This window comes from Pandoraea sp. XY-2 (genome assembly GCF_004193915.1).
GTDB classification, from domain to species: Bacteria; Pseudomonadota; Gammaproteobacteria; order Burkholderiales; family Burkholderiaceae; genus Pandoraea; species Pandoraea cepalis.
In genome coordinates, this window is sequence record NZ_CP030849.1 from 3,077,256 (window position 1) to 3,090,156 (window position 12,901).

Annotated in this window: 11 protein-coding genes, 1 tRNA gene and 3 pseudogenes; 7 read left to right on the plus strand and 8 right to left on the minus strand. The window is 59.7% G+C overall.

Annotated elements, in window-relative coordinates:
* Positions 1 to 40: 40 nt before the first annotated feature.
* Together gmk and DRB87_RS13915 are read right to left on the minus strand one after the other, a co-directional pair.
* Complete coding sequence (gene gmk, locus DRB87_RS13910; protein ID WP_130026319.1) at positions 41 to 718, minus strand: guanylate kinase; 678 nt, start codon at positions 716 to 718, stop codon at positions 41 to 43.
* A 5-nt stretch (positions 719 to 723) separates the two neighbouring features.
* On the minus strand, positions 724 to 1,653 hold the full coding sequence (locus DRB87_RS13915; RefSeq protein ID WP_165385319.1) for a YicC/YloC family endoribonuclease: 930 nt from the start codon (positions 1,651 to 1,653) through the stop codon (positions 724 to 726).
* Between the two features lie 211 nt (positions 1,654 to 1,864).
* Here DRB87_RS13915 and rph point away from each other — a divergent pair, with 211 nt between their 5' ends.
* The 3 genes and pseudogenes from rph (at position 1,865) to hemW (ending at position 4,438) form a co-directional block, all read left to right on the plus strand.
* Positions 1,865 to 2,593: a ribonuclease PH gene (gene rph / locus DRB87_RS13920; RefSeq protein ID WP_130026320.1), complete on the plus strand. Its 729-nt coding sequence runs from the start codon at positions 1,865 to 1,867 to the stop codon at positions 2,591 to 2,593.
* Between the two features lie 2 nt (positions 2,594 to 2,595).
* Positions 2,596 to 3,213 (plus strand): RdgB/HAM1 family non-canonical purine NTP pyrophosphatase, encoded by a 618-nt coding sequence (gene rdgB, locus DRB87_RS13925; protein WP_130026321.1) that lies wholly within the window; start codon positions 2,596 to 2,598, stop codon positions 3,211 to 3,213.
* Positions 3,210 to 4,438, plus strand: a pseudogene (gene hemW, locus DRB87_RS13930) (radical SAM family heme chaperone HemW). The gene rdgB and the pseudogene hemW overlap by 4 nt, the downstream one beginning before the upstream one ends.
* 18 nt (positions 4,439 to 4,456) lie before the next feature.
* Here the strand turns inward: hemW and DRB87_RS13935 are convergent.
* Positions 4,457 to 6,181 (minus strand): acyl-CoA synthetase, encoded by a 1,725-nt coding sequence (locus tag DRB87_RS13935; protein ID WP_130026322.1) that lies wholly within the window; start codon positions 6,179 to 6,181, stop codon positions 4,457 to 4,459.
* Positions 6,182 to 6,495: 314 nt separating this feature from the next.
* Here DRB87_RS13935 and DRB87_RS13940 point away from each other — a divergent pair.
* Positions 6,496 to 6,585: transfer RNA gene (locus DRB87_RS13940), tRNA-Ser, on the plus strand.
* 339 nt (positions 6,586 to 6,924) lie between these two features.
* On the opposite strand, the gene DRB87_RS13945 is transcribed toward DRB87_RS13940, so the two are convergent.
* The 3 genes from DRB87_RS13945 to DRB87_RS13955 all read right to left on the minus strand — a co-directional run bounded on the left by DRB87_RS13945 (position 6,925) and on the right by DRB87_RS13955 (position 9,481).
* The gene (locus DRB87_RS13945) at positions 6,925 to 7,932 is read right to left on the minus strand and encodes an FRG domain-containing protein (RefSeq protein WP_165385320.1); all 1,008 of its coding nucleotides are present in this window, start codon (positions 7,930 to 7,932) and stop codon (positions 6,925 to 6,927) included.
* A 47-nt stretch (positions 7,933 to 7,979) separates the two neighbouring features.
* Positions 7,980 to 8,444, minus strand: a complete 465-nt coding sequence (locus DRB87_RS13950) for a hypothetical protein (RefSeq protein WP_130026324.1) — start codon at positions 8,442 to 8,444, stop codon at positions 7,980 to 7,982.
* 392 nt (positions 8,445 to 8,836) lie between these two features.
* Positions 8,837 to 9,481: a hypothetical protein gene (locus DRB87_RS13955; RefSeq protein WP_130026325.1), complete on the minus strand. Its 645-nt coding sequence runs from the start codon at positions 9,479 to 9,481 to the stop codon at positions 8,837 to 8,839.
* A gap of 122 nt (positions 9,482 to 9,603) precedes the next feature.
* Between DRB87_RS13955 and DRB87_RS13960 the strand changes: the two are divergent.
* Positions 9,604 to 9,846 (plus strand): annotated as a pseudogene (locus DRB87_RS13960) (transposase); the annotation flags it as partial.
* 253 nt (positions 9,847 to 10,099) lie between these two features.
* Here DRB87_RS13960 and DRB87_RS13965 read toward each other — a convergent pair.
* Together DRB87_RS13965 and DRB87_RS23270 are read right to left on the minus strand one after the other, a co-directional pair.
* Positions 10,100 to 10,924, minus strand: a complete 825-nt coding sequence (locus DRB87_RS13965; RefSeq protein ID WP_240755989.1) for an IS110 family transposase — start codon at positions 10,922 to 10,924, stop codon at positions 10,100 to 10,102.
* Positions 10,897 to 11,142 (minus strand): hypothetical protein, encoded by a 246-nt coding sequence (locus DRB87_RS23270; protein WP_206100023.1) that lies wholly within the window; start codon positions 11,140 to 11,142, stop codon positions 10,897 to 10,899. Before DRB87_RS23270 ends, DRB87_RS13965 begins: the two co-directional genes overlap by 28 nt.
* 67 nt (positions 11,143 to 11,209) lie before the next feature.
* Here DRB87_RS23270 and DRB87_RS13970 point away from each other — a divergent pair.
* Both DRB87_RS13970 and DRB87_RS13975 read left to right on the plus strand, forming a co-directional pair.
* Positions 11,210 to 12,106 (plus strand): annotated as a pseudogene (locus DRB87_RS13970) (IS3 family transposase); the annotation flags it as partial.
* Positions 12,107 to 12,185: 79 nt separating this feature from the next.
* Positions 12,186 to 12,842, plus strand: coding sequence for a hypothetical protein (locus tag DRB87_RS13975; protein ID WP_130026326.1), 657 nt, complete (start codon positions 12,186 to 12,188; stop codon positions 12,840 to 12,842).
* Positions 12,843 to 12,901 lie beyond the last annotated feature (59 nt).

Below are 12,901 nucleotides of genomic sequence, written 5' to 3' on the forward strand. Positions count from 1 at the left end.
CTCGCGAAAAACGCCAGCGCGGTCGGCGAATGCGAGGGTGTTACGAGGGATCGTTCGGTGCGTGAATGTCCAGGTCGGTGAACAAGGTTCGGTGCCGCGCATACTGCGAGGCGAAGCGCAGACGCACGGCGGTGAACACCGATTGCAGTTGATCGAGCGCGCGCTGGAATTCGTCGTTGATGATGATGAAATCCGCTTCGGGCGCGTGGGCGATTTCGCCGCCGGCCGCCAACAGACGACGCGCAATGACGTTGGGCTCGTCCGTCCCACGCTTCTTCAGACGCTCCTCGAGCGCCGCGATGGACGGCGGCAGGATGAAGATTCCGACCGCGTTCGCAAAGCGCTTGCGCACCTGCTGCGCGCCTTGCCAGTCGATTTCGAGCAACACGTCGCGACCTTCGCGCATCTGATCCTCGATCCATACGCGCGACGTGCCGTAATAGTTGCCGTGCACTTCGGCGCTTTCCAGGAACTCGCCGGCTTTCCGGCTTGCTAGGAACTGCTCGACCGAAATGAAGTGGTAATGCACGCCCTCTTCCTCGTTCGGACGCGGCGCGCGCGTGGTGCTGGAGATCGACAGGCAGATGTCGGCGTCCTGCGCGAGCAGCGCGTTGACGAGCGTGGACTTGCCCGCCCCCGAGGGGGCGACCACCATGAACAGATTGCCGGGATACTCGGCGTGCAGGGTAGCGTGCGGGATTTGCGATGACGCGGACATGCGGCTTACTCCAGATTCTGCACTTGCTCGCGCATCTGCTCGATGTACAGCTTGAGCGCCATCGAGGCATCGGCGAGTTCCTTCGAGGCGGCCTTCGAGCCGAGCGTGTTCGCTTCGCGATTGAGCTCCTGCATCATGAAGTCCAGCCGTTTGCCTACCAAGCCCCCCTTGTCGAGGATATGGCGGGTTTCCTTCAGGTGGGCGTCGAGTCGGGTAAGTTCTTCCGCGACGTCGATGCGCACGCCGTAAATCGTGACTTCCTGACGAATGCGCTCGGCGATTTCGTCCTTGCTCGGCGCGGCGGAACCTTCCGGCACCACAAGACCCAGCGCTTCCAGAAGACGATCGACGATCTTCTGTTGATGACGTGCGATCAACTCCGGCACCATCGGCTGCAGGCCCACGAGGATCTTCTCCATGAACTCGATGCGCTCGATGAGGCTTGCCTTGAGCTGAGCGCCTTCGCGCTTGCGCACGTCGACGAGGTCGCCTATGGCGGCACGTCCGGCGTCGATCACTGCATCACGCAGCGCGTCGGCCGTGACCGACTCTTCGCCGAGCACGCCCGGCCAGCGCAGAATCTCACCGGTGCGCATGCGCTCGGCATCCGGGAAGCACGCAAGCACTTGCCGTTCAAGATCTGCGAGCTGTTTGACGGCATCGAGATTGAGGGCACCGTTCGTGCCGTTTTCGGGGCGCTGCACGTTGATACGGATGTCGACCTTGCCGCGCGAGAGCTTGCCGGTGAGCGCTTCGCGCAGTACCGGTTCGCAGGCACGCGCTTCTTCGGGCATACGGAATGCCAGATCGAGGAAACGCGAGTTGACCGTGCGTAATTCGACCGACACGCTCGCGCCTGCGGCACCATCGGCATGCGCAATGTCGCGCGTGACGCTGGCGTAGCCGGTCATACTGAAAATATTATTGTCTTTCATCGGGGTGACCGGAACCACAGCCGCGCGGCAGTATTGTCGCGAGGCAATGCAGCAACCGGATTCGCATGCATGGATGAAACGCGATTATCGCACTTTCCGGCACTGCGCTCCCGAATCGGACCGCGCTACCGGGCCGCGCCGCCAAGCCTGCGGCGTTTAGCGATACCATTCGGGTATTGCCGCACCCATTCACCTTGCAGGACACTCACTCATGACGCAAATTCCCCGCCCGGACGGCCGTGCGCACGACGCATTGCGCCCCGTGCGCATCACCCGCCAATACACCCGCTACGCCGAAGGTTCGGTGCTGATCGAATGCGGCGATACCAAGGTCATCTGCACCGCCAGCGTTGAAGAGAGGGTCCCGGGCTTCCTGCGCGACTCCGGCCAGGGTTGGCTCACGGCCGAGTACGGCATGCTGCCGCGCGCCACGCACACCCGCGGCGATCGTGAGGCCGCGCGCGGCAAGCAGAGCGGGCGCACACAGGAGATCCAGCGCCTGATCGGCCGCTCGCTGCGCGCCGTGTTCGACCTCGAGGCCTTCGGCCCGCGCACCATCCAGATCGATTGCGACGTCATCCAGGCCGACGGCGGCACGCGTTGCGCCTCGATCACCGGCGCTTTCGTCGCCGCCCACGACGCGGTTTCGAAACTCCTCGCCGACGGCAAACTCGAAACGTCGCCCATTCGCGCGCATGTCGCCGCCGTCTCGGTCGGGCTGTATCAGGGCGCTCCGGTGCTCGATCTGAACTACGTCGAAGATTCCGCGTGCGACACCGACATGAACGTCATCATGACGAGCGAGGGCGGTTTCGTGGAAATTCAGGGGACGGCCGAAGGCGCGCCGTTCACGCGGGCGCAAAGCAACGTGCTGCTCGACCTGGCGGACGCCGGCATTCGTCAGTTGATCGACGCCCAGAAGCGCGCGCTCGGAGTCTGAGGATGGGCATGCAGAAGATCGTGCTGGCGTCGAACAACCCAGGCAAGTTGCGCGAGTTCGCGTCATTGTTCGCGCCGCTCGGCATCGAGCTGGTACCGCAGGGGATGCTCGGCGTGTCCGAAGCCGACGAGCCCCATGTGACCTTCATCGAGAATGCGCTGGCGAAGGCGCGTCATGCGTCGGCCGCAACGGGACTGCCGGCGCTGGCGGACGACTCCGGTCTGTGTGTGCCGATCCTCGGCGGCGCGCCGGGCGTGTATTCCGCGCGCTACGCGGCACGCGCCGGGCGCGAGAAGTCGGATGCCGCGAACAATCGCCACTTGATCGAGCAACTCGCGCCGCACGCCGACACCCCCGGTTATCGCGACGCGTACTACTTCGCCGCGCTCGCGCTGGTGCGTCACGCCGAAGATCCGCAGCCGATCATTGCCGAAGGTCGCTGGGATGGCGAGATTGTCGACACGCCGCGCGGCGCACATGGCTTCGGCTACGATCCGCACTTTCTCATCCGCGCGTTGAATCAGACGGCGGCCGAACTCGATCCCGCCGTGAAGAATGCTCACAGCCATCGGGCGCGCGCGCTGCGCGTGTTGTTGGAAAAGCTGGGCCGGGAGGCATGAACGGCATGAGTCAATCCGAGTTGCCCGTGCAGAACTTCCTGCGCCCCGGCAAGATCAGTCTGCCGGCGCTACCGCCGATGTCGTTGTACGTGCACTTTCCGTGGTGCGTGCGCAAGTGTCCGTATTGCGACTTCAACTCGCATGAGTGGCGTGGCGAGGGCGGCGCGCAAGCGTTCCCGAGCAAGCTTATCTCGACGCCTTGCGCCAGGACCTGGAGCAGGCGTTGCCGCTGGTGTGGGGACGTCCGGTGCACACGGTCTTCATTGGGGGCGGCACGCCGAGCCTGTTGTCGGCCGCCGGTCTGGACCGTCTGCTTTCGGATCTGCGCGCCCTGCTGCCGCTCGACGCCGACGCTGAAATCACCATGGAAGCGAACCCCGGCACGTTTGAGGCGGACAAGTTCCGCAGTTTCCGCGCGAGCGGCATCAACCGTTTGTCGATCGGCATTCAGAGCTTCAATAGCGAGCATCTGAAAGCGCTCGGGCGCATTCACGATGGCGACGAAGCGCGTCATGCCATCGAGATCGCGCAGGCGAATTTCGATAATTTCAACCTCGATCTGATGTTCGCGTTGCCGAACCAGACCTTGGCGCAGTGCCAGCAGGATGTGGAGACGGCGTTGTCGTTCGCGCCACCGCACTTGTCGCTGTATCACCTCACGCTGGAGCCGAACACACAGTTCCACAAATACCCGCCCACCGTGCCCGACGACGACACGGCCGCCGACATGCAGGACTGGATTGCCGAGCGCACCGCGCTGGCCGGGTATGGTCATTACGAGGTGTCGGCCTATGCGCAGCCGCACCGTCGGGCCAAGCACAACCTCAATTACTGGGAGTTTGGCGACTATCTTGGCATCGGCGCGGGCGCGCACAGCAAGATCTCGTTCCCGCACCGGGTGCTGAGACAGATCCGCCACAAGCATCCGCAGCGCTTCATGGATGCGGCGGCGGCAGGCAACGCGGTGCAGGAGGAAAACGAGGTCGACGTGCGCGACTTGCCGTTCGAGTTCATGCTCAACGCCTTGCGGCTGACCGAAGGCGTGAAGAGCGAGCTGTTCGCCGATCGCACCGGCTTGCCGATGGCGCGGCTTGCCAAGGCGCTGGCGGCCGGTGTCGAGAAGGGATTGCTCGTCGACGACCCGCTGCGCATCGCCCCAACCGAGCTGGGGCAGCGCTTCCTGAACGACCTTCAGGGAATGTTCCTCGAGCGCGACGCGAAGTGACGGCCTGGCACCGCTGCGTTACCCCAGCACGGTGCCCATCTCGCGCAGCGCCTTGCGGATGATCTTGCCGGTGACGGTCATTGGCAATTCCGGCAGGAACACCACCTTGCGCGGGTACTCGTGGGCTGCCAGACGGTGCTTCACGAAATCCTGAATTTCCTTGGCCAGTGCGGCGGACGGCTCATACCCTTCGCGCAGCACGACGAAGGCCTTGACGATCTCCGTGCGGAGTTCATCCGGCTCACCGATGACAGCGGCGAACTGCACCGACGGATGTCGGATCAAGCAGTCTTCGATGGGCCCGGGGCCGATACGGTATCCGGCGCTGGTGATCACATCGTCCGAGCGTCCGGTGAACGTAATGTAGCCCTGCGCATCGACGAATCCCGAGTCCCCCGTGAGCAGGAAGTCGCCGCGATACTTGTCCATCGTGGCTTCCGGGTTATGCCAGTAGCCGAGGAACATGACCGGGTTGGGTCTTGCAATCGCGATGTTGCCGACGGTGCCCACCGGCAGCGGCGTGCCGTCGTCGTCGACGATGGTCACGTCATGGCCGCGAACGGCGCGTCCGATAGCGCCGGGCAACGCCGGAAATTCCGCCGCGCATGACGAGACGACCATATTGCACTCCGTCTGCCCGTAGAACTCATTGATATCGACGCCGAGGTGCTCGCGCCCCCAGGCCAGCAGTTCGGGGCCGAGCGACTCGCCACCGCTCGCGACGGAACGAAGTTGCAGCGGCCAGTGTTCGCGCGGCGACGGGACGGTGCGCAGCATCTTGAGCGCGGTGGGCGGCAGGAAGGTATTGCGCACGCCGTGGCGGGCCATCAGATCGAACGCGGCGACCGGATCGAACTTCTCGAAGCGTCGCGAGAGCACGGGCACGCCGTGATGCAGCGCGGGGAGCAGAACGTCCAGCAGCCCGCCAATCCAGGCCCAGTCGGCGGGCGTCCAGATCAGGTCGCCATCTTGTGGAAAGCCGTTGTGCGACGTCTCCACGCCGGGCAGGTGGCCGAGCAGCACACGGTGCGCATGCAGTGCGCCCTTGGGTTTACCGGTGGTGCCGGAGGTGTAGATGATCAGCGCGGGGGCATCGGCGCGGGTCTGGACGGGTTCAAAATGGGTGTCGCGCGATGCAATGGCGGGCCAGAGCGCGAGCAGGCCGTCTTCGGCGACGCCCCAGTCCTGGTCGTCGGCGACGTGATGATGGGCTTCGGGGAGGTCGTCGTGGACGACATATACGAGGCGCAGGTCGGGCAATTCGGCACGAATGTCGTCGATCTTCGCGACGCTCGCGAGGTCGGTGACCAGCACGGCGGCGCCGGAGTTTTGCAGACGATAGGCGAGTGCCTCGGGGCCGAAGAGCGTGAAGAGCGGGACGGCGATGGCGCCGAGTTTATAGGCGGCGACGTGGGCGACGAGGGTGGCGGGCGATTGCGGCAGGAAGATGCCGACGCGGTCGCCGGCCTTGACGCCGTGGGCGCGCCATTCGTTGGCGAGCTGATTCGAGAGTTGTTTCAGGACATCGAACGTGAGTCGCACGTGCGAGCCATCGGCGCTTTCGTGGATGAGGGCGAGCCGGTTGGTGCCATCGGCCCACTTGTCGCAAACGTCGACACCGATGTTGAACAGGATCGGAATCTGCCAGGTGAAGGCGTTGGCCGTCGGGGTGTCGGTCACGCGCTCGCCGCTGGCGTCATTTGACGTCTCGTGGGCGGAATCGCGGGAGGTGTCGGCATCCATGAGTGTCTCCGGGTCATGTCAGGCCTCGCACGGTGACGCGAGGGGCGTTCACCGTACGTCTTCAAGCATGATGCATGCCGGAGGGGCACAAAACAAGAGGGGGACGAGGCAAGCGTGAGCGTTTGGGCGGGGTGTGAGGCGATTTGGGTGGAATGAAGGCTTCACACGGCGGGATGAGCAGGTATAATGCCGGCTGCCGTGCGGTACCGGTCTGCGTTGGGGTTCCGACGCCGATTCTCCCGGACCGCACGCATCCCAAGTCGTCGCACAAGACGACCTCCCCCGCCACGACACCCGGTCGTGCGCAACGCCTCGGAGGCGTGCCAGAGTGGTTTAATGGACTGGTCTTGAAAACCAGCGAAGGGGTAACCCTTCCGTGAGTTCGAATCTCACCGCCTCCGCCAGTTTTCCTAGGTTTTCCCGGTAGTGGCTACTGACTTTTGTGGGCGGTGCTCCGCAATTTTTTCGGGGTTGCTCCGCAAAAGCAGGAAATTGGGCCTTGGAACATATCGTTCGGGCGCGGGAATGACTAGTGCACCTTGGCACAATCACTGGCGGTTTGCGACCCGCTGTGATCTTTCGATCCGGCGTGACTTCGAAGGCTGCTTCATGAAGTGCACCGGTCATCCGACGGGGCAACCCGGATACCTTTGGTGGTCAGCGTATGCCCACGGTGACTTCCACTCTATATGCTTGGGTGGGTCTCAAGGGGTGAGGCCGTGCTCGGATTTGGCCGCACCACCTCATGGAATTTTCACGCGACGCACTGCAACAGCTCTTGCTGTGACCGTACCAAGCATCTTTTCGACCCACTCCTGCTCAGCGAGCAATGGGCCGACATGCAGGTCTGTCAAAAGCTGGCGATATCCTATCTGACTGACCAGCAAGGAAAGTTCCTTGCGCACCGCAGACAGGTCGCTCGCCAGAATTCCACAAGGGTCACTAGAAAACGACTTCAATACCGCATCAACAAGGTCAATTGGAATCTCACCGCAAGAAAGAATCTCTTCCGCAACATCTGCTAGGGGATCCGGTGGAAACAGTTGGGTACCTCCTTCAAACATTTCGAGAAAATGCTCCCCAACATGACGATCATGGTGGAATAACAGCATCTCGACTCCTGGCCAACCTTCAAATCCACTGCAAAAAGGCATTTCAACGACCCACGCGCATTGCTCATACGGTCTCGGCAATCTCTGTGGTCCAAGCGGAATGTAGCTTTCACACGTATTCTTTATGTTGCTCAGGTTAACTCTATAAATTACGCCAACACCTGAGTCGGCAGGTTGCCAGCCTTCAGTGGTTTTGCGGCAAGTGGCGAAGAATGCGCTGACATTAAAGTCATCGGAAAGATCTAGGTAGCCTGTCGAAATACCATAGTGTTGTGCGAGTGCGATTTCATTCAAATCCAGATTCTGGCTCGCCGCATGACTAAAGATCGGGTGCCGAGTCAGCTCTTTCGCAAACCACCATGATTGAGCCAGCCTAAGAACTATCTTGGCTTGGTCAGGGATTGGGGTTTCGAAAATTTTGAGGATGTCCGTAGACTGCAGACCTCTGGCGATCGACGCGAGCATCGGCGTATGACGCGTATTTTGCCCTCTATATAGGGTCGAAACCGCGAACGGGATCGCACTGCCCTTTCCGTTCTCGTCCCCCGAGTGCCAAATCCAACTGTCCTCACGGCGCGATCGATGACCGAGATAGCCCTTAGATATTTCGATGAGAGCTGAGGCCGGGACAATCTGCATGATAGGGCTCCCTATATCTTTTAGTGATCGCATGCAGGTTATTACATCTACCTGTGATCCGCTTTTGCCTCGATGGGTAGCGGCGGTGGGGCAAGAAAACGGAATTCCCGACGGCGATCTTTGATGCGGCGCGGCTGCACGTCTTTGCGCATCGCACGCATGACCTCGCTCAACAGCATGTCGTGCCGCTCATCGCTCCGCTCGGTGTTGCGATATGAAATCTCTCGCTGAAACGCGTTAACGGCATCCAACACTGCGGGCGATGCAACGAGAGCCAGCGCATTCACGGCGTCAGCGTAGCGTTCTTGCGCTGCGGGTGTGGAACGGGCTGAAACGATATTCGACAGTGCCGTCACGTATTCCTGATAGTGATCGACCTTTGTCTGCCGCCAATCTGCTTCATGTTCGCGCCGTTGCGCAAGGGCAGATGTAACGATCACTCCCACCAGTGCGAAGAGGCCGGACGCGAGCGCAGCAAGAATTGCGGGCAAGGCTACTGAGCTGAGGTTCATTCCGGCCTCGTAAAGTGTCGATGATTTTCGCCTTTATTCGCATCTTCGGGTGAATTATGCCCGACAGAGGTACTTCGCGGGAGGTGCCTGCTTCCTTCGCGGGCATTTCGAAGACCTGCTGTAGCACGTCGTCGATCATTTGTAATAGAACGACGGATTGCCGATGTGGATTCAACCGGTCAATGAACTGCACATCGGCCGCGAACGTCCGTAGCCGACCCTTTGCGGAAGTCGACCGGCCTTTTGCAAATGGCTGCTTCGAAATGTAGAGCAGTCCTTCCGGCACCGCCCATGAACGACCGCTTGAATCCACATCCCGAAGTGGAAATCCACGACATGAATCCGGACGCCTAGAAGCCGACATAAAGTCCGGGCATCTTTATCCAATGGGGTCACGGTTTGGATTCACGGTCCGTCGCGAGCTGCGACAGCAACGCTTGCATCGCATCTAGATCGGAAGGTTTGTGGGTTTCGACGTGTGGAAGGTAGGTCGCCGAGTCGGCGCCCCAGTCGAAATACAAGCCCGCCTTCGACGTTTCTAATGAGGCCGCAATTTGCAATGTGATCTCGAGTTCCTGAGTAAACAGCAGCTTTGAGCGTCGGTCACCGAGTATCCGAGCAAAGACCTCCAGGCGATAGCGCCCGGCGTTGAACCTAAAGTCACTCCCGTCCTCCGGGGTGAGAAAGTGGTGGTTTGCTCCGACTCCGGACTCACCAATGAACAGGCCGCTGCCCCTTACGAGCTTTTCGTCGCCATGCACCCATATGTTGAAGTTTTGGTGTGTTTCGTTGCGATGAATGGCCACGTGCATGCTCTCGATGATTCGCCCGCGTTTAGATGTCGAGAATAGCAGCGTCCGCAAATAGATCTTCGGCAAAGGCGCTCGTCTACCGGGGCGAGGCACATCGGGCCCGAAGAAAATCACGGTAGGCTGCGTCATACGCACCGTGCCGCGTCGAAAAAGTGTTAGCCAAGCCGTCGTCGCCGACACGGCAAGTGCAAGGACCGAGACTGTAAGCGCAACCGGATCCAACATACCTCCTCCCAAAAGGTATACGCAGATAGCGCATTATCTAATATGGGAGCCGCAACCCTTGGACCGGCCAGCCTTTCGTAGACATCTTCGAGCCATAATTTATGGCAACCGAGGAGGTCAGTATGAGCGGCAAGCGGTACACGGATGAGTTTAAGATCGAGGCAGTCAAGCAAGTCACCGAGCGAGGTCATTCGGTAGCGGATGTGGCGCAGCGACTGGGCATCACGACTCATAGTCTGTATGCTTGGAAAGCGAAGTTCGATAAGCCGGATGTCTTGCGGAAAGCGGAGCTAGACCAGAGTGCCGAGGTACGGCGTCTGAAGGCCGAGCTCAAACGCGTGACCGAGGAACGCGACATTCTAAAAAATGTATGGTCTGCCCCGGATTTGCAAGTCGCTGGTTTTCCGCTTCGACAGAACAACGTTTGCGTCAATGTATCCGGCCTGTTCGCGCAGCGCATGACTGCTGGCCATGATGGAATCCGCGCACACCAAACCCAATAAAGCGTTCAGTCATGGAAGACTGCTTTTTTAGCCGGGCTCTTGGCATGCCGGTCAACGGTTCTGTGTCATCAGTTAATCAGGGCTCGCAAAACAGGACTTCGACACTTCTTTGTTCTCAGGCGACTACGGGTGCGTCTGGAAATTGTCGATATGGCACTTGGCTCGTCAATACCTTCCAGCAGATTCGGACGATCTTGTTGGCTAGCGCAATGAGCGCGACGTGCGGATGACTTCGCTGCTCTAGTTCACGAAGCCACAAGCCCATTCGAGATTGATCGCGCTTCATATGGATCATCAAGGCCCGTGCACCCTGGATCATCATCATTCGCAGGTAGGCGTTCCCGCGCTTGCTGATGCCGCCCAGGTTTGATTTGCCGCCGGTCGAATACTGCCTGGGCACGAGTCCCAACCAGGCCGACATATCTCGAGCACTTTTGAACGCAACGCCGTTACCCACTGCGGCTATGAGCGCGGTCGAGACGATGGGGCCGACGCCTGGCACAGTACTCACACGGCGGCATAGCTCTGACTCACGCGCGATTTGAGTGATTTCCGTCGAAGCCACTTCGATCTCTTCATCGAGCAATTGCCATCGTTGCCGCAGCCGAGCCAAGAGCTGGCGCAATCTCGGTGACAAGCCGTTGTCTGCATCGATCAATACTGCTGGCATTCGTCGGGCGAACAGCGCGCGCCCCACCGGTATAGCAATGCCGTGTTCGAGAAGCAGCGCTCTCATTTGGTTGACGACCGCCGTTCGCTCGACGATAAAGCGCTGTCGCACCCGATGTAGCGCTTGAAGTTCGAGCTGGTCGGTTGTCTTCAATGGTACGCAGCGCATGCTCCCGCGACTGGCGGCTTCGGCAATCGCCTGGGCATCATTGAAATCATTTTTGTTCGACTTCAAATAGGGCTTCACGAACTGCGCAGGAATGATGCGCAACTCGTGGCCCGCTTCGTGGAAGCGCCTCCCCAAAATTGAGATCCCGGGCACGCCTCCATCGCAATCACACACGGCGGCGCAGTCACCGAGAACTCTGCGAGTTGGGCGCGGTTGAGTTTCTTGCGAAATAGCTCATTGCCACGCTCATCGATGGCAACCACGTGAAACCAGTTCTTGCCGAGATCAATGCCGATGACGTGGACGTGGTGCTCGCTCATGGTCGCTCTCCTTGAGGTGGACGCGCACAGTATCGCGCAGGAGGTGGGGCAGACCATCCCATTAAGCTACTGCGCTACTGATGTCGGAAGGGATAGAACGTACGAAATAATCGACCAGGTCGGCCACGGCGTGCCGGTAGCCATGTTGTGTGAGTTGTTCGATATACCTCGGTCGTGCTTTTACGCATACAGACATCGTCGAGAGCGAGTTGACGCAGCACGAATCGCACTGCGCAGTCGCGTGCACGAGTTGTTTGTCGAAAGCCGAAGTTCGGCAGGCAGCCGCAGCATCATGGGCATGCTGCGCGAGCAAGGCGCGACGATTGGGCGCTTTAAGGTCAGCCGTCTGATGGACGAGCTCGGCTTGATTTGCAAGCAACCTGGCAACCACGCATACAAGCGCGCTACGGTGGAGCGCATCGACATTCCGAACGTCTTGAATCGCGAGTTCGATGTGGCGGCAACGAATCAAGTCTGGTGCGGCGACATCACGTATTTATGGGCGCAGGGGCGCTGGCATTATTTGGCCGTGGTGTTGGACCTGTTCACTCGCCGCGTTGTCGGCTGGTCATTCTCGACGAGCCCCGACGCCGACCTGGTGGTGAAGGCATTAGATATGGCATTCGAGCAACGCGGTCGGCCTACGGACTTGATGTTCCACAGCGACCAGGGCGGCCAATATGTCAGCAGGAAATTCCGTCAGAGACTATGGCGCTATCGAATCAAGCAGAGCATGAGTCGGCGTGGAAATTGTTGGGATAACAGCCCGATGGAACGCCTGTTCCGAAGCTTGAAAACGGAATGGGTGCCGAGCACTGGATACATGAGTGCTGGAGAAGCCCATCGGGATATCAGCCATTACCTGATGCAGCGGTACAACTGGATTCGACCACATCAATTCAATAACGGTGTGGCGCCAGCAGTCGCAGAAGAAAAACTTAACGCAGTGTCCGGGATCAGTTGACCACTACAATCGGAACTCGCGGAAGATTGTTCGCCTCCAGCTCGAAAGTGCTGAACGGCAGGCAGAATTTAAGCGTGCCATGGAATTGCGACGGGATGTGTTTTTGCCGGCAGCGGAAGGAGCTGCAGCCGCAATAGTCGTCTCCGCAAAGATGCTAAACCCGGAGACTAAGCAAGAAGAGATAACCGCGGAGGGAGCCAAGATTGTCAAGGCGATAAACGCTCTTCATGTTGTCGCCTCGACGGAGACTTTGGAAAACGCAATTGACCTTGGCACGCAGATCGGCACCCTGCTTACGCGCATGGAGATATTGCGCGCAAAGATGTTGAAACGCAGTGCTGATCTGAAAGCTGTCGCTGGTGTTGTGGACCGCGAAATCCAGAATGGTAATGCTCTGGTAGAGATGATGAAGGCGAACAATTTGGGAAACGCTTCCCTGGACCAAGAGAAAAAAATCCAGGGACAATGGAAGCTGCACCAGCAAATGCTTACTGGGTGGATGGAGCAGCGGGATCAACTGCATGAAACTCTCAGGGGCGAAGCGCTGGAAGCTCATGCTGCTTGGGAGGCTATGATCACCGAGATGGCGCCTTATCAGACCCGCACGTTACTGGCCCTCCGCAAGGAGTTGGGATTTCCCATTAACGAAAACTCGTATCAGCGGAGGCTTGATGAAGCTCGTGAGACCGCGAAGAAGCTCCTGGACGATTCCCGAAATGCTGCAAAACAACTTTAGGAGCGCGCTCGCCAGACCTCGGGCCGCAATGGTGGGTTGTTTGGTGAATCGCTTCTTCA

Bases quoted from the DNA above. Each gene is read 5' to 3' on its own strand.
- gmk (WP_130026319.1), bottom strand. From the start codon at position 718: ATGTCCGCGTCATCGCAAATCCCGCACGCTACCCTGCACGCCGAGTAT.
- DRB87_RS13915 (WP_165385319.1), bottom strand. From the start codon at position 1,653: ATGAAAGACAATAATATTTTCAGTATGACCGGCTACGCCAGCGTCACG.
- rph (WP_130026320.1), top strand. From the start codon at position 1,865: ATGACGCAAATTCCCCGCCCGGACGGCCGTGCGCACGACGCATTGCGC.
- rdgB (WP_130026321.1), top strand. From the start codon at position 2,596: ATGGGCATGCAGAAGATCGTGCTGGCGTCGAACAACCCAGGCAAGTTG.
- DRB87_RS13935 (WP_130026322.1), bottom strand. From the start codon at position 6,181: ATGGATGCCGACACCTCCCGCGATTCCGCCCACGAGACGTCAAATGAC.
- DRB87_RS13945 (WP_165385320.1), bottom strand. From the start codon at position 7,932: ATGCAGATTGTCCCGGCCTCAGCTCTCATCGAAATATCTAAGGGCTAT.
- DRB87_RS13950 (WP_130026324.1), bottom strand. From the start codon at position 8,444: ATGAACCTCAGCTCAGTAGCCTTGCCCGCAATTCTTGCTGCGCTCGCG.
- DRB87_RS13955 (WP_130026325.1), bottom strand. From the start codon at position 9,481: ATGTTGGATCCGGTTGCGCTTACAGTCTCGGTCCTTGCACTTGCCGTG.
- DRB87_RS23270 (WP_206100023.1), bottom strand. From the start codon at position 11,142: ATGAGCGAGCACCACGTCCACGTCATCGGCATTGATCTCGGCAAGAAC.
- DRB87_RS13975 (WP_130026326.1), top strand. From the start codon at position 12,186: ATGGAATTGCGACGGGATGTGTTTTTGCCGGCAGCGGAAGGAGCTGCA.